We start from the raw sequence: 20000 nt of genomic DNA, 5'->3' as shown, positions 1-20000 counted from the left end.
TGTCCTGCCGGGGGAGCTAGAGCGCCTTGGTCGGTTTGACGTCCCGATAGAGGCCGGCAAACCGGGCGTCCTCAAAGTAGCGAAGCTTTTTGAGGCGCAGAGGGTGGCGGCTGTACCGCTTGGAATTGAGCAGCACGATCATCTCGTCGGCAGGCATTGTTCTGAGCGCTTCCGGGGTCATCAAGGGAACCGCCTGTTTGACGCGGTTCTTGCTTGACGACTTGCCTGATGCTGATTGCTGGTCGCTTGTGCCCTCGACAAAGGCTGTGAAATTACCAAGTGCCTTGGAAATATCTTCGGCATCGGATCCAAAGGATGAAAAGTCGGAAACGGTGATCACCTCGGCAGTGTCCAAAAACACCTGAAAACCAGTTTTGTATAAGGAGCTTCCTTGATGCCTGGATTGCCAATGGGTCCAGAAACTCAACCCCAGGCCGGGCAGCAATCCGATAGCCACCTCGAGCTCAGGAAATCGTCCCAAGGCCGCTGCCTCGTCGATCAAAACCAGGAGGCGATCATCACCGGCCTTGCGATCGGTCAGGGCGCGGGCCATCAGATCAGCCAAAAGCAGACGAATCAGCGGTGCGAGGAGCCGCATGCTGTTGGGCGGAACGATGACAAAGAGATCGCGCCGACCGGCAACAACGTCGGCCATGGCGAAGGTGCTCTGTGATGTGAGTGCGCCAAACCGTTCGTCATGCAGCCAGGCGACGGCCGTCTTTGCCGTCGAAATAATCTGATCGCGACTGCGCTCATCGAGCCGCAGGTCGCCGCAGAGCGAGCGCAGAATCTGGCTCTCACCGGTTTCGGCAATAGCCAGCAATTCGTCAGGCGAACTCATGAGACGCGCGACGTTCTGCATCGTTGGCGACCGGTCATTGCGTGATGCATCGAGCAGTTCGGCGGCCATAGTGCCCGCCAGAAAATCAACGGCGCGTTCGGAAAAATAGGCATTATTCGCGCCGCCCTCGACGACGAGAACACGGGCCATGGCGAGCAATCGCTCGGCATTGTTGACAGCAATGCCCTGCAGCGGGTTCCAACGATGACTGCGCGGGGCCCCTCGACGCAGATCCAAGCACACTGGCTTTCGTCCAAGCTGGCGCCGACGCCGCGCCGTTGCCGCAAAGATCTCGCCTTTGACGTCAATGACAAATGCGGCGCCGGACCAGGCGTTGTCATCTGCAGCAAGCAAGTTTGGAACGATCAGGCCGGACGTTTTACCTGACCGTGGAGGAGCAATCGTCAGGGCATTGCTTTCGAGGGCAATGCGAATGGGCTTCTTGCTATCTGGATCGATGCCGATTTCGAGGCCGCGCGACATGCGGGCCTTTTCTTTCGCGTTTGCCCACCTCGCGTTCCCGAGCTGCCCGCTGACATCTCGGTTGTAGTTACTTTGGGACCTTGTGCTGAGAATTTGAAGGATTGGCAGAGCCGCGCAAGACGCAAGCAGACCCCAGAATTGGGCTCGCCCGCCGCCGGCGAAGGCCGACGCGTTTCCTTCAAACAAGGCAGCATAGTTCGCAATGACCACCGAGGTATTGAGTTTGCCAACTGCGTTGAGCCAATCGGCTGGCTGGATGGCCTCTGCAGGCCACGTCGCGGGGTTGAAGCCATGACTCAGCGCGGATACCAAAGGCAGACCAACCACGGTGAATGTCGTGGCGGCAACCGAAGCTGTTGCGAGCAGCGAAAGTCTTTGTTTGAATTCCATGGCAAAACTCCTCCAGATCGGGAACCGGCGCCAATGGCGCCGGATCAGGCACGCCAGGTTAGGCAGCGGTGACGGATACGTCCGTGACGTCGAACTTGTTTGCTTCCCACGATTGGAACAGCCGTCCTGCGATATTGATGAGCTCGTCCCGACGTGCATTGAGCTCGCGCAGTGTTTGGCGCGCGACGGGCAAGTTCATGATCCCCAGCACGATGGCATTGGCCTCGTCAGAATCGCCGAGGAGAAGTCGGTGTTGAGCATATTGAAGACGAGCGCTCTGGTGGACGATCAGAGGAAGTGACGAGCTTGGACGCCGGTGAACCGGAATAGAAATTCCAGGTGCAAGCACGAAGGGGTTTGCCAGCCTCGAAATCAATGCAAGACAGTCGTTCGCGGCACGGTGTGCCCCGCGGCTGAAGCTCGGCATTCGGAGGTACGCGCGTTCGGCGCAAAAGCCGCCGAGCACAATGTCGAGCAGCGCCTCGTCGCTCAATCCTCGTGCCGAAAATGCCGTTTGAGCATCCATGTCGAATCGCGTGGAGCGGAGGGTGTCCTCAAGCGCCGGCAGTTTCACCGATGCATTGCGGCCGTGCTGCAAGGCAAAAAGGACGTGGCCAGCCTCGTGAACCGCAATGCGCAACGCCAAGTTGGAGGTGAATTGCTTAAGCTTGTCATGACGAGAAAGCTGCTCGAACTGGGAAAAATTGATAGCCATGAAGAAGTCTCCGATCTGAGTTCTAAACCTTGAGGGGCTGTACGGACTTGCGTTCCGCTCAGCCCAATGAGCTCTAAATCAGGGAATTCTCTTCTTCTTCTGGGGGTACCTGGGGGAATCTAGCCACGTTGGAGGTGGGTTGTGGGTATCAAAATGCCAATCGTTGGATATGTCGCTGTATCTGGAGGAAGCAATCAGTTCATGGCTGACCGCAGGGCAGCCGAAATAAAAAAATTCTTCGACGCCATTAGTGGGCCCATAGCAATCGAAGAACTGAAAAAATTCTCCTATCCTGGCGAGTTTGAAATTGGCCAGGTCTTCTTTGAGACAGATATCGTCGCCCGCCCGGTCCTTCGTTCGCTGGCAAACAAGAAGGATCTGGGGTCTCTAGTTGTCTGCTATCGCGATGATCTTTATGTTGGCAGTAAAAGCACCGAGGATTTTGAAGAGCAAAAGCTCAATGCAGAACTAATAAAACGAATAGTGGACGAAATGATTCCAGTAATCTCTATAAAATCCACAAAGGATAACGCAGGCCGTACGCTCACTTCTGAGATCAACCAGCGATCAAATGAATCAAAAAGGAATGAGTTATATTTTCTAATTGCAGATAATTACGCAGATAATAGAAATAGTCTAGAAAAACACTATAAAAATATTCTTTCTAAGAAAACTGACGCAGCTGCCTGATTGCTATTTTCAGAACTCAATCAAGAGTGTCGGCCCCACGGGTTGTGGGGCCGATCATATCTCCTAGTTCGCCGGATTCCAGATGATGACCTTCTTGGTTTCATCATCGCCGGGAGCGTTGGCGATATTGCCGTAAATCGTCCCGAATTCGGGAGAGCTCATCGAAACCGAGATGTACTCGGCGCCGCTGTTCTGGCTGACCCGGTTCCAGCCGGCTCCGAGCTCAAAGCCGTTTTTGCGGCAGATGATCCGGTAGTCCGGAGCGCTGTCCTTGGTCTTGCGGGCATTGGGGATGACGGCGATCGGTGCGGTGACCGTCAGTGTTGCCAGAGTGCCTTCGAGCGAACCGTCGGACTTGGTGTTCAGCGTTGCGATGGTGGCCATTTTGATTTCTCCGTTCTGAGTTTGTCCGGGGATCATCCCCCGATGCAGCCCAAAAGAAGGAGCCCAAAGCCAGGCGTCACCGCAGCGCAGCGAAGGGCGAACCCCACCGGGGTTGATGCCGGGCGGCGCGACGGAAAAAGGCGGCATGAAACGGGGGGTGATTTCTGGTCAAACGCGTCTTGAACGGACCATCAATGGCTATATCGGCAGGTTCCGCCTGAACCACGGCGATTTCTCTCGAGCGCTCGCTTAACAGCCACGGACCCATCTTGATTTGACACCTTAATGGTGTCATATTGACGCGATGGAAAAGCTACGGCCAACGTATGATCTTGCTGCCATCAAGGTGGCGTTCGGTACTGTTTCGGCCCTGGCGATCACCACTTCAGCGCTGCGCGATGCCACAAGCCTTGGTTTTGACAGGCAGGCCATTGTGAAGACCATCAGCAGCATTGAGCCAACCATGTTTTACAAGTCGATGACCACCAATTTCGACCATCGCGTCTGGCAGGATGTCTACCATGTCCCTGGTGAGGGGCTGGCTCTCTATGTGAAATTCCAGGCAGACGTGATCACCGAGTTCCGTGTCATGTCGTTCAAGGAGCGATAGGAATGGCGACGAAGCAGAATCCGTTTCCCGAAAGGATGATCTCTCCGGAAACCGGCGAGGTGCTGACCCGTGGTACGCGCCCTTTTGAAGTATCCTACAAAGGCGAAACCCTCACCGTTGACCTGCCGGGTTACTATCCGAGCGATGAAGGCGATGGCGTCCATATTGGGGATGACATGGCTGTCGTCGATACGGCCCTGCGCGCGTTGAAGGAAAAAGTCGAGGGCCTGCCGACACCGGCATCGATCCGACGCATTCGGAAAAAGCTCAAGCTATCGCAGCGCGGAGCAGGCGCCGTTCTCAAGGTCGGACCGGCGGCATTCGACAAATATGAGCGCGGTTTGATCGAACCGAGTGGTCCAACGGCCCAATTGCTCAAAATACTGGACCGTCATCCTGAGCTGCTCGACGATCTTCGATAGAAAGAATAGGGGCGCTATGGGCGCCCCGCTCAAAATTTCCAGACGGGAATGCCCAAGCGCCGCGCCTTGTCTGCCAAGTTCTCGGTAATGCCGGAACCCGGAAAAATCACAATCCCTACCGGCATTGCATCGAGCAGAGCGTCGTTGCGCTTGAAGGGCGCCGCCTTGGCGTGACGGGTCCAGTCAGGCTTGAATTCGATCTGCACGACCTTCCGATTTGTGGCCCATTTTGCGGCGATTAGTTCGGCCCCACGTGGACTGCCACCGTGGATGAGAACCATATCATCGTGTTTGGCCCGAACACGGTCGAGCACATTCCAAATGGTTTCGTGATCATTGCAGTCGAGGCCTCCTGCAAAGCCGATCTTGGTGCCCATGGGCATAAGAGGTTTTATGTCAGCACTACGCTTGGCGGCCAGAAAGTCGCGGCTATCGATGATCGATGCGGTCATTGTCCTGTGGCCAATTTTAGTTCCCATACGGGGACGCCAGATTGAACCGGTTCGCATTTCAAATAGATCGGCGGCGCGATCGCGAAACTCTTCAAAACTGTCGCGCTTGCCGGTGAGCAATTGCCCCTCGCAGATCAGGTCCTCCAAGAGAACCGACTGCACTTCAGAACCATCCTGAGCCCGCTGGGCATGGTGCTGAGCATCGACATTACGATCAAGCTGACGCTGCATCCGGTCGGCACCGCGGTGGAAGAGGTTGACCAGTGACCAGAGCACATCGTCCAGTTCGGGTGCGAGGCAGGTCTCATCCATGGTTCCGGTGATGGTGTCGAAGAGCTCGGTGACGGCCCCGGCAATGTCATCCTTGTGGGGGAGCGGGCGGGGATCATGTTCATCGCTATTGGGTCGAAAACCGAAGAGTTCGAGATTTTGCATGACCCGGCCCGTTGGTGACGAAATATGTTCGAGATCGATCGCATCGTGTTCTTCGGCCCACATTTCCTGCTCCTTTTGCATCGGGCCGATCTCTTATCGGCCCTTCCATGCGATCCTCTTGGCCGCGGGGTCGGTGGCACTGCACCGGCGCATTGGCGTCGGCCGGAGCGCAGCGGAGGATGGAGAGGCAGCGGTCTTTTGATTTTGGCGATGCAAAGCGGCGGGTAAAAACCCGACGCGGCGGAAAAGACCGCTGACGACCCATTGCGAGGCCACCGGACTTGCGGCCCGATCGCAGCTGGAAGGCCAAGAGAAGCGCCGGGTCAGGAGCAGGCTGTGGTTCGGGAATGACGTTCAGGATCGACCATATGACGCCATAGGACCGGCATCAGGCTTGGAACCGGCTTCGGTCTGATGCAAGAAGCTGGCTGACAACGCTCGCCCTGAAAGCATCAAAGCCGAGGGCGCGTAAATCGTCGTTGGCATCACCGCATTGAGACCAGATGAAGTGGACGCCAACCCCGAGATTGCGTGCTCGGTCCGCCAATCGGCTTGCGGCCTGGTGTCCGGCTCGATCATCGTCGAGGGCAATATAGAGGCGCCGCAGACCTGGTGGAGGCACGAATGCACCGAGGTTCCCGGCAGAAAGACAGGCGACCATCGGCATTTTGGGCAATGCCGTGCGTAGAGATAGGACGGTTTCGAGGCCTTCTCCAACAGCAATGACTTTTGGATCATAGCCATTCCAACCGATGCGAACCCCATGCCCAAATATGCTGCCCATGGATCGACGCGGGTCGGCTATTGACGCTTTGTCCTGGCCATCGAAACGCAAAAAGGTCCTTTGGACACCGACGATTGTCCCGGCAGCGTCGGTCACAGCAGCGACCAAAGCGGGACGAGATATCCGGTGACCTGTCGTGGGGTCGCGCAAATATGCATGGGGATGAAACCGCAGCGCCGCATAGTCGATGAAGCCATCGAGACCGCGTGTTCGCAAATAAGTCTCGGCAAAGCTATGCGAAATCGGCTGGCATGCGTCGAAGAGCTTTTTTGCCTTTTGGCCTTTGTCGATGGGAGCGACACCTGTGCTCGCAGAATGGAGGTTCGGCCCTTGAGGCAGCGACAAAAAGCGACGCGCTTCGTGGGCGACTTCGGAAAATGCAGAATACCCTTGGCTATGCGCGATTACATCGAGCAAGTCGCCAAATTCGCCCGTGGCGGCGTCGGACCATCGCCCGGCTGCACCGCGTCCACTTTCTGGCCCGGTCAGCCGGACAAAGAGGGATCGTCCCGGACAATTTTTGACATCACCCACCAACCAGTAATTGCCGCATCGGACACCGTTGGACAGGTAGTACTTGCAAACCGCTTCCGCCCGCTGTGCCAGGCGAACGGTAAGGTCCGATGCCGTCTGTCGGGTCGAGTCAATCGCAGCCATTTTCGGGACAGGTCTGGCGGGGGCTCTGTATGATCCCGCTCTCATTTTCCGCATTGGCTTCCGCCAGTTCGATGGCCAGAAAGGCGCGATCCAGCCAATGGGAAGCGGTTTGCCGACCCGCCCGGCTGTCGGTAGCGAAGATCTTCAGCAGCCCGATGGCAACTTCAAATGCATTGCCATTTGCAAAGCCAGGTTCGGCAAAGGTTTCGGGGACGATGAGCTGGCAGCCATCTGCCCGCACCGCGGTAATGGACCCAACCGGATTTGGTTCGCCGGCGATATCGGCGCCGGACCAATCCATGTCCGACATGGCCAATTCGCACGCGGTTTCCAGCGTAGCGGCCTGGTAGGTTCGACATCTGTTTGCCCGGATCGATGCCGTCATTTCTATCGAGAAAGCACGCATGTGCATCTCCTGCACAATGAAGATGGGAGTGGCCCAGCAGATCTGCCGGGCCACGCGATGGTTGGGGCGGGAGAAAGGATGCTATTCAGCGGCGATCGCTGGCGCGGCGTCCGCGTCCATTGAACCGACGGTGGTATCGGGATCGACGATCTCGGCTTCATCCACGTGGACTGCCGAAACTTTGCCTTGGCCGGCATGGGGCTGGCGCAGCAGGTCCGGCAGCCACCCGCGACCCGAAAGCAGCGTCTCGGCTTCCTTCGCCATCTCCAGTTTCTTCATATGCGCGATGCGGTCGGCCGAACGTTGGTCACGACCCTCGGCGACGGCTTCGAGGATGCGCGGCTTGGGGACACGCCCAAGATAATTGTCCACTGTCGGCTGCCAGCCCGCAGTGACCATATCGAGGTTGACGCATTCGGCCAGTTGATCGGCACTGATCCGTCGTCCACCTCGCCCCCAGGGGTCATGCTGGGCATTGATCCCTTGTGACAGACAATGAGCAAGGAGCATGTGCCGACTATCGGGATCAAGAGCGCTGATCGCATCCCAGACACCATCCGTGTCCTGAGGAAGTTGCTCCCGCCAGGCGCCAGTGCGGGCCTCAATGGCGCGGGCCGAGAGGCTCTCGGCAAGGCCCGGGGCCTGGGCAGAAAAACTCGTCTGGCGCATGCCGATCTCAAGACAAGTCTCTTGCCCGCGACCGGGATAGAACAGCCCAAGCACCAGCGTATGCAAAAGCACCAGCAGGGCTGCCTGAGGGTCGTTGGCCAAGGCATCGCGGAGGGCCAAGGTACGGTGAGCGGTCAGTTCCAGCTTCAGGCGTTCTGAGAGTGGGCGCAAACCACCCTGGTCCCCATCGTCCTCACCATCACCATCAACTTCGTTCGATGCATTGGCAGTGTCTTTGGAACGGTCGGTGCTGTCCGGATTCTCGGGATCGATGTCGCCGACCCCCTCACCACCATCGGCCTCTGCGCGGGGTTCATCCTCAAAGCGCACAAAGCCACGCGCAATATCGGCACTGCCATCGCCGTTGAGACGAATGAAGACCCCGGCGCGTGCCATTTCTTCTTCGGCATAACGCATGGGAAGATCGTCAAAGAGCGCAATCATGCGCTCGAGTTCCCCTAGTCGGGCATCGACCTCGTCCGGCAAATCACCCTGATGCTCTTCGAGCAATTGATCATATTCGGCTTGGAGTGCAGCCCGTGCGGCCTTGTCATCATCGTCGAGGGTTTCCGTGACCCCAACCAGTTGCCGCAGTCCGGCAGTGTGACCATAGGGAAAGTCGACGGCCGTCTCGACCCAGCGCCAACCTTCGCTCTGGACCTGGTCAGCGAGCGCCTTCAGGCGATCAGCGACCAGACGCTCGAGAAGCGGCACGTCCTGCAGCCAGCCGCCACCATCTTCCTCGAACAGGTCACGGGTGACGATGCCGCCGGCCGCCTCATAGGCATGGAGGCCGACAAACTGCACGCGCCGATCACCGGCATTGACCGCGCCTTCGGTGAGCAGGCGCTTGATATAGTATCCTTGGCGGTTCCAACCCTTGCTGACCGTATCCCAGACCTGTTCCTGGCGGGCGTGATCGCTGTTGACCGTGAAGGCCATCAGCTGCTCAAAGCTCATGGCGTCTTCGGCATAGATATCGAGCAGTTTTGGCGAAACCGCCGCGAGTTTGAGCCTTTGCTTGACGACATTGACCGAGACGAACTGGCGCGCGGCAATGTCTTCTTCCTCAAGCCCCTTGTCGCGCAGCGCCTGAAACGCGCGGAATTGATCAAGAGGATGGAGATCTGCCCGTTCGATATTTTCGGTCAGGCTATCATCCTCAGCAAAGCCACCTTCCCGGACAATGCAGGGTACGGGCTGGGTCTTGGCCATGCGCTTTTGCTTGACCAGGAGTTGCAGGGCCCGAAAGCGTCGGCCACCGGCGGGCACTTCATACATGCCGGTTTCTTGGCCATTTCCGTCGACAATGGCGCGGACGCTGAGACTTTGCAGCAGCGTTTTCTGCGCGATGCTTTCGGCCAATTGCTCGATCGAGAGACCTGCCTTGACCTGGCGGATATTGGACTGGCTCAGAACCAGTTTGTTGAAGGGGATATCTCGGGAGGGGCTGAGGCTGATCTTGTCTGCGACATCTGACATGGTTTTTGTCTCCGCGACGGGCCGACCGAAACCTCTCTCTCGGCCTTCAACCCGTCACGAAGAGACCAGCTCCTCTCTTCCTCTCGACTATTCCGCAACGTCGATTGCAGAGTGGACCTGCTGCGGCTCGGCACGCCCCGACCATGCGTCAACATCCTGCTTGTCCTGAAAGGCAAGTATATAGTCGGCAGCCTTTGACGCCGCACTGGCCGCCCGGACGATGGCGCGATCATCGTTCCGTAAAAGCTCGAGCCAGGCGCCGATATAGTCGGCATGCCGGACGGTCGGCACAATACCGAGCGCGGCGCAGACAAAGGCGGCGCCAATCTCGGCAATGAGCTCTTCATGGGCATATTTCTTGGAACCGAAACTGCCGGTCAGATCCCGGTTGAGGCGACTGGAATGACCCGTGGCATGGGTCAGCTCATGAAACGCGGTCCGATGCCAGTTGATGACATCGAAATAGGCCTGCGGTGGCGGCACCCGAACATAATCATTGGCGGGATCGTAATAGGCGCGAACGCTGCCGATGCGAAAATCCACGCCCGTGGCTTCAATGAGGCGATCAGCCTGCGGCAAGATCAGGTCGCGGGCCGGGGGCACAATCGGCACGACGAGATGCTCGGGCAGACCGTCGCATTGTTCGGCATTGAACAGCGTGAACCGCTTGAGAAAGGGAATGCCGCGTGCCCCACCACCCTCGACGACCTTGGCCGGCTGGCCCTTCCCGCCTGGAATGAAGCGGCTGGCATAGACGACCGTTGTGCCGCGCTCGCCGCGCCGAACCTGGGCGCCCAGCTCTTTGGCCTGCTGAAAGGTAAGCCAGGTCTGGCTGGCAAACCCGCCCTCTATCACCGCACCCCACAAGATCAGGACATTGATGCCCGAATACCGACGTTTGGTGACCGCATTGCTGGGCAGGTCGAGGGGTGAAGCGCTCCCGCCGCTTCCCCATGGCTGGACCCAGGGTACACGCCCCTTCTCAAGGTCCGCAACAATCTTGCTGGTGATTTCTGCGTACAGGCTCGTTCGGTCTTGCTGCTGGGCCATGGCCAGTCTCCGCGACAGGCCGGCGCAAGCCGCTCTCGCGCCTTCCATCCCTGTCAAAAGGGCCGGGCCGACCTCTGCCTCTTATCCAAGACCGATCAAAGGGACTTGCTCCCCTGATGTGGCGAGAGCCCATGGCTCTCGCCACCACCCGCTTCACGCATAGGGATCGTATTCGTGAATGATGGAAGCCTCTTCGCCATCGAATTCTGTCGCTTCCACAAAACCGAACTGGTCTTCAACGCGAAACAGAATGACTGAAGCCATCAGGGATCGGGACAGTGTCCAGGCGGCTTTGCGAGCCAGAGCGAGATCGTGTGACATGGTGCGGTTCCTGTCTTGGGGCGGGGACCATCCCCGCTCGACAGCGCCCCAAAGGCTCGGCAATGGACGAGGTCATCGCGCAGCTCTTGGCGCAGCGACCGCATGCAAGGCATAGCGGACCCTTCAGGGGTTGAACCGAGCGGACAGCGTTGAGCCACAAAGGCGACGAACGGCGAGCGGGCTGGGCACGATTCAGGCCCAGAACCAAACCCCACAATCAGATCTCGTGGCCCGAAACGCGTCTGATTCCCGGTAGCAACACAGACCGATGTCCAATGTCTCGGCGCGAATTGATCACGTCGGATCCTACAGTATGCTGCTGGGTTTGGCAGACGGCTGTCGGCGAAAATGTTGCGTGCCATCTTAGTGTGGAGGGCTCAATGAAACGCATCATCATCATCGCTGCCATATCTGGCTTTGCTGCATTTTCACTATGGGCGTCTGTTGCGACCGCTCAAGAAAACGGCGCTTGCAACATAAAGGGCAACATCAACACCCGGGGCCAGCGCATCTACCACGTGCCCGGACAGGAATATTATGATGAGACGCGCATCAGCGCGTCGCATGGAGAACGTTGGTTCTGTTCGGAAGCTGAAGCGCATGCGGCAGGCTGACCAAAACGGAGGAGCTGCATTGGTACACTTCAACATACTACTAGAGTATGTGGGCGCTTGCACAACACCATGATAATGCGTCTTCCAGAAGGCGCCGATCAGGATCGGTGACGCGCCGGCCCTGGGCATAGAGCAGCAAAAGAACTTCAACGGAATTTGGTCCCTGAGAAAAGGGCTTCCCTGGAATATACAAGAGGGCCTTTCTAAGGGCGGTTTCCCACTTCAGATAGGTCCCAACCGACGTGACCACATACCCAGGTTTGTCCAGACATCTGTGAAGACGTAACCAACCTCCGTCAAGGCGCTCCATCTCGACGTAGGTTTTCCCGAACTTCCTAGCCAACAATGCTTCGAAATCATCCGGTACTGCTTCAGCGGCCTTATCTTTGCTGTACCGATTGAGGACTGCGTCCTTGATGTAGGTTCGGACCTCGCCAGGGGCCATAAATCCCTTCAGTACACCGCCGACTTCCGCTTCATCCACCAAACTGGCAATGAACTGGCTGTTTTGCGTACGACTGTTTGTCAGGTAATGGGCCTGGTCGGCGGCCTCATAGACCTTGTCCTTTATAAGCCGGGCGACTTCGATTGGAGGGGTGTTACTCATGTCAGCAATCTGGAAAGGTCAATCTTTGCGCATCATCAGCATCGTTCAAACTCGCCACATCCTCAAGCCATTGATCAATAAAAGCCTTGGAAGAGGGATTGCTGAATTGCACAATACCATCACGTAGATAGACCCGCTCTATTTCGCCTGCCTTTGGTTCTTCCTTGGCCTCATTGTCCATCTCAAGGACGGCTGCGATCCGTCGAATATCGGTGACAAAATCCAAAACAATCACTTTGTCTTTCCCGAGCGCGAGTCGCAAACCCCGTCCCAACTGTTGGACGAATATGCGTCTTGAGTGCGTAGCCCTCAAGAACACGAGGAGATTCACGTCTGGGACATCAATGCCCTCATTCAGGACGTCGACCGCGGTGAGTGCGCGTATCCGACCGGCGCTGAACTCCACCAGAAGTTTTCTGCGCTCAAATTTGTCCTCGACGGACATGTTAGCGGCAGCGATACCTGCCGCCGAAAGCATGTCAGCGAAGCTTGCTGCATGCGCCTTGGACGGCGAAAAGACCACGATCCGCGGATTCGCAATCTGAGAGGCAACCTTCCGGATCTCGGCGACCACGGCTTCGTCTCTTTGCGGTACGAACAACCGCCGGTTCAAATCTCGAATCGATACCGATTTTCGGGCTAAGCGCGGAACTTCGTCCCAGTCGATATTGTCGGTCATGAGTCGATAGTCCACCTTGGCGAGGTATCCCGACTTCATGCCATCGACTAGCGAAAGGCGTTCGATTGGATCGCCAAAATAGGATTCCACGGTCCGCCCGTCTCCCCGCCAAGGGGTGGCAGTCATGGCGATGAGGTGTTTGGGTCTTAGGTGCTCAAGGGTAGACCCGAAGGCATTCGCCAAGGCATGATGCGCTTCATCGACAATGATCAAATCAAACGCATCAGGGCTCACACCGCCAAGTTGGTTGAATAGGCTCTGGTAGAGCCCAAAATTTATGCCGTTGATCGGAACAGGAGGCTGTCCGTCCATGAACAGCCGAGTGGGAATGTTTTTTGCCAGTTGCGGCCAGAACTCGCGCTGGAGTTGCTGCGCCAAATCAACCGCATGGCAAAGCACGAGGATGCGGCTGAAACTGCGGGCGAACAACCGATCTGCAGCGGTCGCAGCTATCACGGTCTTCCCCAACCCGGTCGCCACCACGAACAGCGAGCGCCTCACCTGGGCGTCCACGTTGTTGATGATCCTATCCACGATCCTACCCTGATAGTCCCGCGGCTCCCTATAGGCGGCGGAACGAACACTCATTCTGTTCGCGAGGGTTTCGAGGACTGTCCCGTTCCAAAGACGAACGTCAAAGCCCTGAGCGCAAAGCTGGTCCTTGCGTTTGTAGGCGGATTTCGTGAATTCACCATTGGTGGCCACGATAACCACCTTGGCGCCGTAGTGAGCCTGCCCTCGTACGGCCTGATCGATAGCGCTGACACCGACGTATGACGGACCGGAGACGGCCTTCACCTGAAACAAGAAAGTTTGGTCTCCTGCGACGTTCGGCTTTACAGCCAAGATGTCGGCGCCCCTATCCCCTGACTGACCGATATCCTGAACACTGCGCCAGCCCGCATGGGAGACAAGGCGAGTGACTGCCAGCTCCAGTGGCCTCCACAACTCGCCTGACATGATCGCTGGTGTTAGGAAAGTGCCAGCGGCCTCGTTCACGATAGCTTGGCCTCAAGGATGGCGAGAGTGTTCGCGGCCCTGATCAGCTCGGGCTTCGAAAGCTTGCTTCCACCCTCCGACAGCAGTCTCTGCGCGTCCTTGAGGTAGGACACGATAGTGTCTTTTACCAGGAGCCGCAGCCGTTCGGTGCCGCCATTCGGCAGATTGATGCTCGAATACGCCATTTGGAATAGTGAACCATCGAGAAATTTCTCGGGCATGGCTTCGACGAGCCTGACTACAGTCGCTTCAGAGACATATCGCAAGAAGTCGACATCGATGTCCTTCTCGTTCTCTTCTCCGATCTCGTCATTTAGCACGGCTTGCAGCGACTGGAAGGCTGTCGGGGATACGTCGATGATCTTCGCCGCCAGTATCTCTCCATCAGATGGGTAGGCCCTGAACACGGCTTGGAAGGCGCGAACGTCGCCCCCCACCAGCTCAGGCAGCCGCTCCTTGGCCGTAGTGAAAATCGAGCTCGCTCGCTCGATCAATCCCTGCGGCCAGATCTTCTCATCCTCCATGTGCAGATCAACCAAAGAGGTATAAGCTGACTTGAGTGAGACTGCCCGGTCACGTACTTGGAATTTTTCCGCTAACCCTAAGAGGAGCAGCTGCTTGGGAGTGATTGGATACTCCTGGAATATTTGGTGCTTGGGATCGAAGAAGAAGTCGACCGCGATCCCATCTTGAAAGAGCACGAACGGCGGCTTGTCCCCATTCTCTCGTATCACATGACCAGGCCGGACTTTCCACGCCACCACGTCGAAACCTGGAATGCTGGAAGAGTATGAGTATTTACCGGACAAGTGGGTCTGCTTTTCGGACCAACCAATCAGATCGTCTCGTTCGGAGCTTGGGCTGGGCTCAACAACCGACGAGGAAGGCGCCGCCTTCGCGGCTTCGCTGACCTTCGTGGTGTGTTGGACTTCCAGGTACTGATCGATGTCGTCCGAAAGGGCGTCTCCAGCGTTGACGACAGTGTTGCCATCCCCCCCTTCGTTCTTTTGCTGATCGAACTCTTGCGCCGCGCGGAACCATTTTTCGTCGGACTGGTAGTCCTTTTGCCCGGACTGATATCCCTGCAGAAGCTCTCTCGCGACGGACTTGCTCACCGCGAGGCATTTCGTCCCTGGATCAGTTCGACGGTATGCGTTCACCAGTTTTGCCAGGGGCGATAGATTTTCGCCCTCTGTGGAATGAGCCTTCCGCTTGCCCGGCAAAATCGCCCCGCCACCGCGGATAGCCTCCATGGTCATACGCCAACCACGGTCGGTTCGATCGAAGTCATTCTTTTGATAGGTCGGCATCAGATAGTCGACGTGGACCTCACCAACTATTCTACCGCCGACCGTGGAACCGAGCTCGACAGGGTACTCCTGTTCCAAGGACCCCGTGGATGGGTTCTCGACAAAAAAGAGGGTTTTGTCCGCTATTAGGATTTTTCGGCCATTTCGGATGAAATCAATGCCGAACTCAGAGGTGTCCGAGAACCGCTGTATGCCAAGCCATCCTTTAAGCCGGCGCGAACGCTTGACAACCTGTTCGGGCAGGCTCCCGCCTCTGCTCAGGGTGGCTTCATAGTCGGCCGCCTCATCTTCAGTGGCATACCTATTTCGAAACATGTCGAAAAACGTCTCGCCGAGGTCCCGATCAAGCGACTGGATGGCATACACCTTTTCGCCGTTCCGCATCACGAATCGTTCTTCCGCCCAGACGCAATGTGGCTTAGGGTTCAGCCGGTTATTTTGCAGTCTGATGCATATGCTCGCCTTCTCAAGAATAGGCGAATAGATGGATTCCAGCCTTCGCCTTATACGAGCGGTGTTGTTCTTCAGGTCATTGAAAACCCCCTCCTTGAGGGAGCTGACCTCGATCTTCGTTCCGCTGGAGCTGGGATCGTCCTTCGGCAGACGGACCACGTCGGCCGAGAAAGACTGATTCCGAATAAGCTTGTCGAAGTTGATCCGAATCCCAACCCACTCTGAATCACCCTCTCGAGTGGACAGCAACGTCGTCTGGTCGCCCAGTCTGGCCGTGGCTATGTTGAAGCCCATCCCGAACAATCCGAGGTTGTGGATGGGGTCGTTGGACGAATAGCCGGCCTTGCTGGCCTTCTGCATGGATTCCAAGGTCATGCCCGGGCCGTTGTCCTCAACCACAAGGACACGTTCACTGGGTGCGACGCTATTTCCACTCCAATAGATTTCAACTGTTGGATCCGCGATCATCGTGCCGCGCTCGGACGCCTCTTTGAAGGCGTCTAGCGAGTTGTCGATTAGCTCAGCGAAGCACTGCCAAGTGTCAAACGGAATATCACCGAGCGTGCGTAGCACGCGCGGTGTGGGTGTTATGTCGATCTTGTCCGTCATGGCCTAAAGCTGCTCCAACCAACGAGCAATGGACGTGGAGACGGCGTGCGCCAACATTGGTGGAACAGCGTTTCCAATCTGCATAATGTTGGTGGTGGCAGAGTGTGCAAACGTGAATGTATCTGGAAAAGTCTGGATGCGCGCGCACTCTCGAACCGTGAGCCGGCGTTCCAGATCGTAGTGGAATTGAACGCGCGATTTCGCGTTTGCCCTCACCGTGTAACCAGGCGCGTCGGCTTTGGACTTTTCGTCACCCTGGCCATTGCCTCGCTTTGCCTTGGACGCTCGGAAATACTGCGATTGGTTGGGGATGCTCTCATCTTGCACATCGCGAAGATCATCAATCGCCCAGCGTAGTGTGCGGTATCCATTTTCATGCGTGGGCACAGGCTGCTCGGGGAAGCCTTTGAGATCTTCCCGAACAGCGACAATGAACAATCGAGTTCTGGTCTGGGGCACGCCGTAATCGGGAGCGAACAAGGTCCATATCTGGACTTTGTAACCCCGTTCACTTAAACGAGCCTTGATCGTTTCCAGTGCCCGGCCGCCATCAATATTGGCCAAGCCGATGACGTTTTCTCCGACGACCACCATGGGCTTGTGAACGTCCATGTACCGAAGAAGCGCCTCATAAAGTCTTCCACGCTCTGAGTTGAGGCCGTTTCGAGGGCCGCACGAGGCGAAGTCTTGGCAAGGGAAGCCGCCGATAAGAACCTCTGCGGCCGGCACCTCCCGCGGGTCGTACTGGGAGAGGTCCTTAACCTCAGCATGTTCGGAGATGTTCTGTCGGTAGGTATCAATACATTTGTCGTTGAAGTCGTAAGCGGCCTTCACGTCAAACGGCTGCTCAACATATTCGAGGTCTTTGAAGCGAAAGCCTCCGACGAAGCCGAGATCAAGCCCACCGCATCCGCAGAAGAGCGAAACTGTGCTGTACTTCTTGCTGACCGATTCGCGAGCCTTGATTGGGATGATTGTCCCCGACTCTTTCCAACGCGAAACAGCGGGCTCCGCTGTCATCAAGGCCGAGTTACTCACCTTCAACGCTCCAAACTATTGCCCCGGACCAACATCGATCAAGCGTTGACCGCGAATCCATTTCTCATGGATTTTGACAAAGTTTGCAGAAAGAATCACCCAATCTTTTTCTGAAGGCTGGCGTTTGCCATTGTCAATGCTTGGACACCAAAGGAAATTTCTGAACTGAGGCCTTGTGGGTTTCAACAGGCGGTCGGCGTCCGGCCGCCGAATCGTGGAGGGCAACAAGAAACCGTTGTTCTAGCGCAGCTAGGTCTTTCGCCTCGCATTCCCAGACCACGATAACATTCCAACCTGCCTCTTTCAGCGCTTCAACATTCATCGCGTCTCGACGAACATTGGTGCGGAACTTGTCAGTCCAGAACTGCACCCGCGACTTCGGCGTGCGGGTGAGCTTGCAGCCTTCGTGACGGTGCCAGAAGCACCCGTGAACGAAGACGATGGTGCGGTGTTTTCGGAGCACGATATCCGGCTTCCCAGGCAAGTGCCGGTCGTGCAACCGAAACCGAAGTCCCATCCGGTGCAGCAGCTTTCTGACCTTGATCTCCGGCCTAGTGTTTTTGCCACGCACCGCGCGCATCACGCGCGAGCGTTCGGCAGAGACGACGTGTTCGTCCGCCTCGCCATTCTCAGCGATTTCGACGATTTGATCTTTCTCGTCTGTCATTCCTCGATGACCAAGGCTGCGGGAGGTGCCAATCGATAGGCTCACGTTCAGTCAAATGATACATCGCACGACGGGCTCCTGCAGGATACTCATCCCGCCGCCGGCTGCCCCGCATTCCGGACACCTCATCGAAACCTTGAAGGCGAAATCGACCTCGGCATCGCCGTGCTCGGCCATCACCGTTTCATAGACGATGACGTGCTGATGGCTGCGGCCTGTTGAGCAATGGCTGATCAGCACATATCCGGCATCGCGGTATTGCGACAGTCGGGTGATCGGCTGTACCGGCCTCGGTGGGTGATCGGGAACTCGCATCGCTCTCCCCAAAGCGTCCTGACATCAGCCTTACGCTCCTTGGTCGTCCAGGCAATAGTCAGGCAGCTGGTTCTATGCATCTTTGGCATTCATCTTTTCCATCAACGATGGAGAAGATGAATGCATTGGTTGGCAAAAAGACCTGGTTGGCTTGTTCGAGAGGCTTCTCACGGTCGTCAGTGGAAAATTTCACCACTGCACTCCAGCGGAAGAGTTGATCTGACACTGACCCACTGGACGAGCGACGGCTTCGCCGTCGAAACCAAGGTCGCGCAATGCATGACCGCCGCAGAGGCGCAAATGTTCGCTGCTGCACTAGACAATGCCGGACATCCGGTCGGAACAAAGATCGATGATCTGCTGATCGGCAAGGGGTTCCAGGAAGCGCCCCAGTTCTCTCGCGATGTCCAACGTCAGGTCATGGAGGCGGTTTGCAACAATTCGCCTGATGGCCACCGGTATATGCACCATGATCGTCGATGGTTCGGCTCCGAAGACCTGTCCGTCTTCATCACAACGACGGGCACTGGCGTATTCCCATTCTATTGCATGATCATGAGCGATGGTAAGATGGCGCTGCCGGATATGTTGATGATTGAGCCGAGGCTGTTCCGGCTGGCTCCTTCGGCTTTCGCTCGGAATGCTGGCACAGCTGATCCGGTCATCCCTACGTTCACCGTAGCCTCCATCGCGATCTTGTACGAGCGCCTCGAGCTGAACGGCTCCTATGCCGCGAGGCTGGAAGATGGCCAGCAGCATGTCCTCGTCGAGCTTTTCGCTGCCGGCTACAACTGGCCCGAGGAGGAGACCGAGCCGGAGCCCCTCATGCTCGGCATGGGCCGGTAGCGGGGTGCACGATGTCCCTGGTTGGGTCGCGCCTTCATACGATGTGGCGATCGAGCCTTTCGACAGTCTCCACCAAATGGGCGCGTAGCCTGACCAGCGACATCGACGTGATCATCGGCCGGCGCTGGCTCATGACGAGGAACAGGTCGAAGATTTCGTCGGAATGCTGCGCCAGCTGTACGAGGTGATGCCCACTGGGCCCGCAACTGCCTGCGAGCCAGTTCTTGGCGGTGCGCTCGCAGGTGCCGGTCCAGTTCATGACCGTCTTCACGCTGCGTCGGCTGTCGCCCAGTTCGTTGCGGAGTGCAGCCGCCACCATGCGATTGAAATCCTGCTCCATGGCCGATCCCCTTGGTGCAAAACTCTGCCCACAATAGGCAACAACATCCGCGTCAACCGAGGATAAAGTCCCAGCCGACAATTGGAAGTTTCGTCAGACCAAGTGGCGCTTGGCGAAGCAGGAGTCTTCGCCGTGGCCGATGAAGTTTCGAGTGCTCATCCAGACGACCCACCAAAACGCGCTGCCGAATATGTTCGGATGTCGACGGAGCATCAGCAGTATTCGACCGAGAACCAGGCGCGGATCATTCAGGAATATGCGACGCATCGTGGTTTCGAGATCATCAGGACCTATGCCGACGAGGGCAGGAGCGGTCTTCGCCTCGATGGTCGTGATGCGCTGAAGCGCCTGATCGCCGATGTCGAGAGCGGCGCGGCCGACTTCGAGGCCATCCTCGTCTATGACGTCAGCCGCTGGGGGCGCTTCCAGGACGCCGACGAGAGTGCCTACTACGAATACATCTGCCGCCGCGCCGGCATTGCCGTGCACTACTGCGGCGAGATGTTCGAGAACGATGGATCGCCGGTCTCCACCATCGTCAAGGGCGTGAAGCGCGCCATGGCCGGCGAGTACAGCCGCGAACTTTCATCCAAGGTCTGGATCGGGCAAGGCCATCTGATCGAGCTCGGCTTCCGGCAAGGCGGTGCGCCCGGATTTGGCTTTCGACGCATGCTGATCGACCAGTCGGGGGGGGCAGAAGGGCGTGCTCGCCCGAGGTGAGCACAAGAGCAT

The 20000-nt window shown here is 57.2% G+C and carries 22 protein-coding genes; 6 read left to right on the top strand and 16 right to left on the bottom strand.

Annotated elements, in window-relative coordinates:
* Nucleotides 1-16: 16 nt before the first annotated feature.
* Both ACE4RL_RS03185 and ACE4RL_RS03180 read right to left on the bottom strand, forming a co-directional pair.
* Entirely contained in the window at nt 17-1714 is a 1698-nt protein-coding gene (locus ACE4RL_RS03185; RefSeq protein WP_375599087.1) for a type IV secretory system conjugative DNA transfer family protein, read from the bottom strand.
* A gap of 58 nt (nt 1715-1772) precedes the next feature.
* Nucleotides 1773-2429: a hypothetical protein gene (locus tag ACE4RL_RS03180; protein ID WP_375599086.1), complete on the bottom strand. Its 657-nt coding sequence runs from the start codon at nt 2427-2429 to the stop codon at nt 1773-1775.
* A gap of 141 nt (nt 2430-2570) precedes the next feature.
* Here ACE4RL_RS03180 and ACE4RL_RS03175 point away from each other — a divergent pair, with 141 nt between their 5' ends.
* Nucleotides 2571-3119, top strand: coding sequence for a hypothetical protein (locus tag ACE4RL_RS03175; protein ID WP_375599085.1), 549 nt, complete (start codon nt 2571-2573; stop codon nt 3117-3119).
* A gap of 63 nt (nt 3120-3182) precedes the next feature.
* Here the strand turns inward: ACE4RL_RS03175 and ACE4RL_RS03170 are convergent, their stop codons facing one another.
* The gene (locus tag ACE4RL_RS03170) at nt 3183-3503 is read right to left on the bottom strand and encodes a DUF736 domain-containing protein (RefSeq protein ID WP_375599084.1); all 321 of its coding nucleotides are present in this window, start codon (nt 3501-3503) and stop codon (nt 3183-3185) included.
* Nucleotides 3504-3807: 304 nt separating this feature from the next.
* On the opposite strand from ACE4RL_RS03170, the gene ACE4RL_RS03165 reads away from it, so the two are divergent.
* Both ACE4RL_RS03165 and ACE4RL_RS03160 read left to right on the top strand, forming a co-directional pair.
* Nucleotides 3808-4113 carry a type II toxin-antitoxin system MqsR family toxin gene (locus ACE4RL_RS03165; RefSeq protein ID WP_375599083.1) on the top strand — a complete coding sequence of 102 codons (306 nt, stop codon included), beginning with the start codon at nt 3808-3810 and terminating at the stop codon, nt 4111-4113.
* Nucleotides 4114-4115: 2 nt separating this feature from the next.
* Nucleotides 4116-4535 (top strand): type II toxin-antitoxin system MqsA family antitoxin, encoded by a 420-nt coding sequence (locus tag ACE4RL_RS03160; RefSeq protein WP_375599082.1) that lies wholly within the window; start codon nt 4116-4118, stop codon nt 4533-4535.
* Nucleotides 4536-4564: 29 nt separating this feature from the next.
* On the opposite strand, the gene ACE4RL_RS03155 is transcribed toward ACE4RL_RS03160, so the two are convergent.
* The 6 genes from ACE4RL_RS03155 to ACE4RL_RS03130 form a co-directional block, all read right to left on the bottom strand.
* Nucleotides 4565-5503, bottom strand: coding sequence for a DUF2493 domain-containing protein (locus ACE4RL_RS03155; protein WP_375599081.1), 939 nt, complete (start codon nt 5501-5503; stop codon nt 4565-4567).
* 307 nt (nt 5504-5810) lie between these two features.
* A complete protein-coding gene (locus tag ACE4RL_RS03150) occupies nt 5811-6863 on the bottom strand; it encodes a toprim domain-containing protein (RefSeq protein ID WP_375599080.1) in 1053 nt (350 codons plus the stop codon).
* Nucleotides 6850-7269, bottom strand: coding sequence for a hypothetical protein (locus ACE4RL_RS03145; RefSeq protein WP_375599079.1), 420 nt, complete (start codon nt 7267-7269; stop codon nt 6850-6852). Before ACE4RL_RS03145 ends, ACE4RL_RS03150 begins: the two co-directional genes overlap by 14 nt.
* A gap of 81 nt (nt 7270-7350) precedes the next feature.
* Nucleotides 7351-9420: a ParB/RepB/Spo0J family partition protein gene (locus ACE4RL_RS03140; protein ID WP_375599078.1), complete on the bottom strand. Its 2070-nt coding sequence runs from the start codon at nt 9418-9420 to the stop codon at nt 7351-7353.
* An 87-nt stretch (nt 9421-9507) separates the two neighbouring features.
* Nucleotides 9508-10470: an ArdC family protein gene (locus ACE4RL_RS03135; RefSeq protein ID WP_375599077.1), complete on the bottom strand. Its 963-nt coding sequence runs from the start codon at nt 10468-10470 to the stop codon at nt 9508-9510.
* 153 nt (nt 10471-10623) lie between these two features.
* On the bottom strand, nt 10624-10791 hold the full coding sequence (locus tag ACE4RL_RS03130; protein WP_375599076.1) for a hypothetical protein: 168 nt from the start codon (nt 10789-10791) through the stop codon (nt 10624-10626).
* Nucleotides 10792-11171: 380 nt separating this feature from the next.
* Here ACE4RL_RS03130 and ACE4RL_RS03125 point away from each other — a divergent pair, with 380 nt between their 5' ends.
* Nucleotides 11172-11405, top strand: a complete 234-nt coding sequence (locus ACE4RL_RS03125; RefSeq protein WP_375599075.1) for a hypothetical protein — start codon at nt 11172-11174, stop codon at nt 11403-11405.
* 40 nt (nt 11406-11445) lie between these two features.
* Here ACE4RL_RS03125 and ACE4RL_RS03120 read toward each other — a convergent pair whose 3' ends face one another.
* The 6 genes from ACE4RL_RS03120 to ACE4RL_RS03095 form a co-directional block, all read right to left on the bottom strand.
* Entirely contained in the window at nt 11446-12012 is a 567-nt protein-coding gene (locus tag ACE4RL_RS03120) for a hypothetical protein (protein WP_375599074.1), read from the bottom strand.
* 1 nt (nt 12013) lies between these two features.
* Entirely contained in the window at nt 12014-13651 is a 1638-nt protein-coding gene (locus ACE4RL_RS03115) for a DEAD/DEAH box helicase family protein (protein ID WP_375600227.1), read from the bottom strand.
* A 35-nt stretch (nt 13652-13686) separates the two neighbouring features.
* Nucleotides 13687-16062 carry an ATP-binding protein gene (locus ACE4RL_RS03110; RefSeq protein WP_375599073.1) on the bottom strand — a complete coding sequence of 792 codons (2376 nt, stop codon included), beginning with the start codon at nt 16060-16062 and terminating at the stop codon, nt 13687-13689.
* Nucleotides 16063-16065: 3 nt separating this feature from the next.
* Nucleotides 16066-17100, bottom strand: a complete 1035-nt coding sequence (locus ACE4RL_RS03105) for a DNA cytosine methyltransferase (RefSeq protein ID WP_375599072.1) — start codon at nt 17098-17100, stop codon at nt 16066-16068.
* 133 nt (nt 17101-17233) lie between these two features.
* Entirely contained in the window at nt 17234-17767 is a 534-nt protein-coding gene (locus tag ACE4RL_RS03100) for a very short patch repair endonuclease (RefSeq protein ID WP_375599071.1), read from the bottom strand.
* A 51-nt stretch (nt 17768-17818) separates the two neighbouring features.
* Complete coding sequence (locus ACE4RL_RS03095) at nt 17819-18082, bottom strand: hypothetical protein (RefSeq protein ID WP_375599070.1); 264 nt, start codon at nt 18080-18082, stop codon at nt 17819-17821.
* A gap of 120 nt (nt 18083-18202) precedes the next feature.
* Between ACE4RL_RS03095 and ACE4RL_RS03090 the strand changes: the two genes are divergently transcribed.
* Nucleotides 18203-18928: a hypothetical protein gene (locus ACE4RL_RS03090; RefSeq protein WP_375599069.1), complete on the top strand. Its 726-nt coding sequence runs from the start codon at nt 18203-18205 to the stop codon at nt 18926-18928.
* Nucleotides 18929-18962: 34 nt separating this feature from the next.
* Here the strand turns inward: ACE4RL_RS03090 and ACE4RL_RS03085 are convergent, their stop codons facing one another.
* Nucleotides 18963-19268 (bottom strand): hypothetical protein, encoded by a 306-nt coding sequence (locus ACE4RL_RS03085; protein WP_375599068.1) that lies wholly within the window; start codon nt 19266-19268, stop codon nt 18963-18965.
* A 132-nt stretch (nt 19269-19400) separates the two neighbouring features.
* Here ACE4RL_RS03085 and ACE4RL_RS03080 point away from each other — a divergent pair, with 132 nt between their 5' ends.
* A complete protein-coding gene (locus ACE4RL_RS03080; RefSeq protein WP_375599067.1) occupies nt 19401-19988 on the top strand; it encodes a recombinase family protein in 588 nt (195 codons plus the stop codon).
* Nucleotides 19989-20000 lie beyond the last annotated feature (12 nt).

It is taken from the genome of Devosia polycyclovorans (assembly GCF_042181575.1).
Classification (GTDB): domain Bacteria; phylum Pseudomonadota; class Alphaproteobacteria; order Rhizobiales; family Devosiaceae; genus Devosia; species Devosia polycyclovorans.
Note: the sequence above shows the minus strand (reverse complement) of the source record. Positions and strands in the feature narration are given on the sequence as shown.

Bases quoted from the DNA above. Each gene is read 5' to 3' on its own strand.
- ACE4RL_RS03185 (WP_375599087.1), bottom strand. From the start codon at position 1,714: ATGGAATTCAAACAAAGACTTTCGCTGCTCGCAACAGCTTCGGTTGCC.
- ACE4RL_RS03180 (WP_375599086.1), bottom strand. From the start codon at position 2,429: ATGGCTATCAATTTTTCCCAGTTCGAGCAGCTTTCTCGTCATGACAAG.
- ACE4RL_RS03170 (WP_375599084.1), bottom strand. From the start codon at position 3,503: ATGGCCACCATCGCAACGCTGAACACCAAGTCCGACGGTTCGCTCGAA.
- ACE4RL_RS03165 (WP_375599083.1), top strand. From the start codon at position 3,808: ATGGAAAAGCTACGGCCAACGTATGATCTTGCTGCCATCAAGGTGGCG.
- ACE4RL_RS03160 (WP_375599082.1), top strand. From the start codon at position 4,116: ATGGCGACGAAGCAGAATCCGTTTCCCGAAAGGATGATCTCTCCGGAA.
- ACE4RL_RS03155 (WP_375599081.1), bottom strand. From the start codon at position 5,503: ATGCAAAAGGAGCAGGAAATGTGGGCCGAAGAACACGATGCGATCGAT.
- ACE4RL_RS03150 (WP_375599080.1), bottom strand. From the start codon at position 6,863: ATGGCTGCGATTGACTCGACCCGACAGACGGCATCGGACCTTACCGTT.
- ACE4RL_RS03145 (WP_375599079.1), bottom strand. From the start codon at position 7,269: ATGCGTGCTTTCTCGATAGAAATGACGGCATCGATCCGGGCAAACAGA.
- ACE4RL_RS03140 (WP_375599078.1), bottom strand. From the start codon at position 9,420: ATGTCAGATGTCGCAGACAAGATCAGCCTCAGCCCCTCCCGAGATATC.
- ACE4RL_RS03135 (WP_375599077.1), bottom strand. From the start codon at position 10,470: ATGGCCCAGCAGCAAGACCGAACGAGCCTGTACGCAGAAATCACCAGC.
- ACE4RL_RS03130 (WP_375599076.1), bottom strand. From the start codon at position 10,791: ATGTCACACGATCTCGCTCTGGCTCGCAAAGCCGCCTGGACACTGTCC.
- ACE4RL_RS03125 (WP_375599075.1), top strand. From the start codon at position 11,172: ATGAAACGCATCATCATCATCGCTGCCATATCTGGCTTTGCTGCATTT.
- ACE4RL_RS03120 (WP_375599074.1), bottom strand. From the start codon at position 12,012: ATGAGTAACACCCCTCCAATCGAAGTCGCCCGGCTTATAAAGGACAAG.
- ACE4RL_RS03115 (WP_375600227.1), bottom strand. From the start codon at position 13,651: ATGTCAGGCGAGTTGTGGAGGCCACTGGAGCTGGCAGTCACTCGCCTT.
- ACE4RL_RS03110 (WP_375599073.1), bottom strand. From the start codon at position 16,062: ATGACGGACAAGATCGACATAACACCCACACCGCGCGTGCTACGCACG.
- ACE4RL_RS03100 (WP_375599071.1), bottom strand. From the start codon at position 17,767: ATGACAGACGAGAAAGATCAAATCGTCGAAATCGCTGAGAATGGCGAG.
- ACE4RL_RS03095 (WP_375599070.1), bottom strand. From the start codon at position 18,082: ATGCGAGTTCCCGATCACCCACCGAGGCCGGTACAGCCGATCACCCGA.
- ACE4RL_RS03090 (WP_375599069.1), top strand. From the start codon at position 18,203: ATGCATTGGTTGGCAAAAAGACCTGGTTGGCTTGTTCGAGAGGCTTCT.
- ACE4RL_RS03085 (WP_375599068.1), bottom strand. From the start codon at position 19,268: ATGGAGCAGGATTTCAATCGCATGGTGGCGGCTGCACTCCGCAACGAA.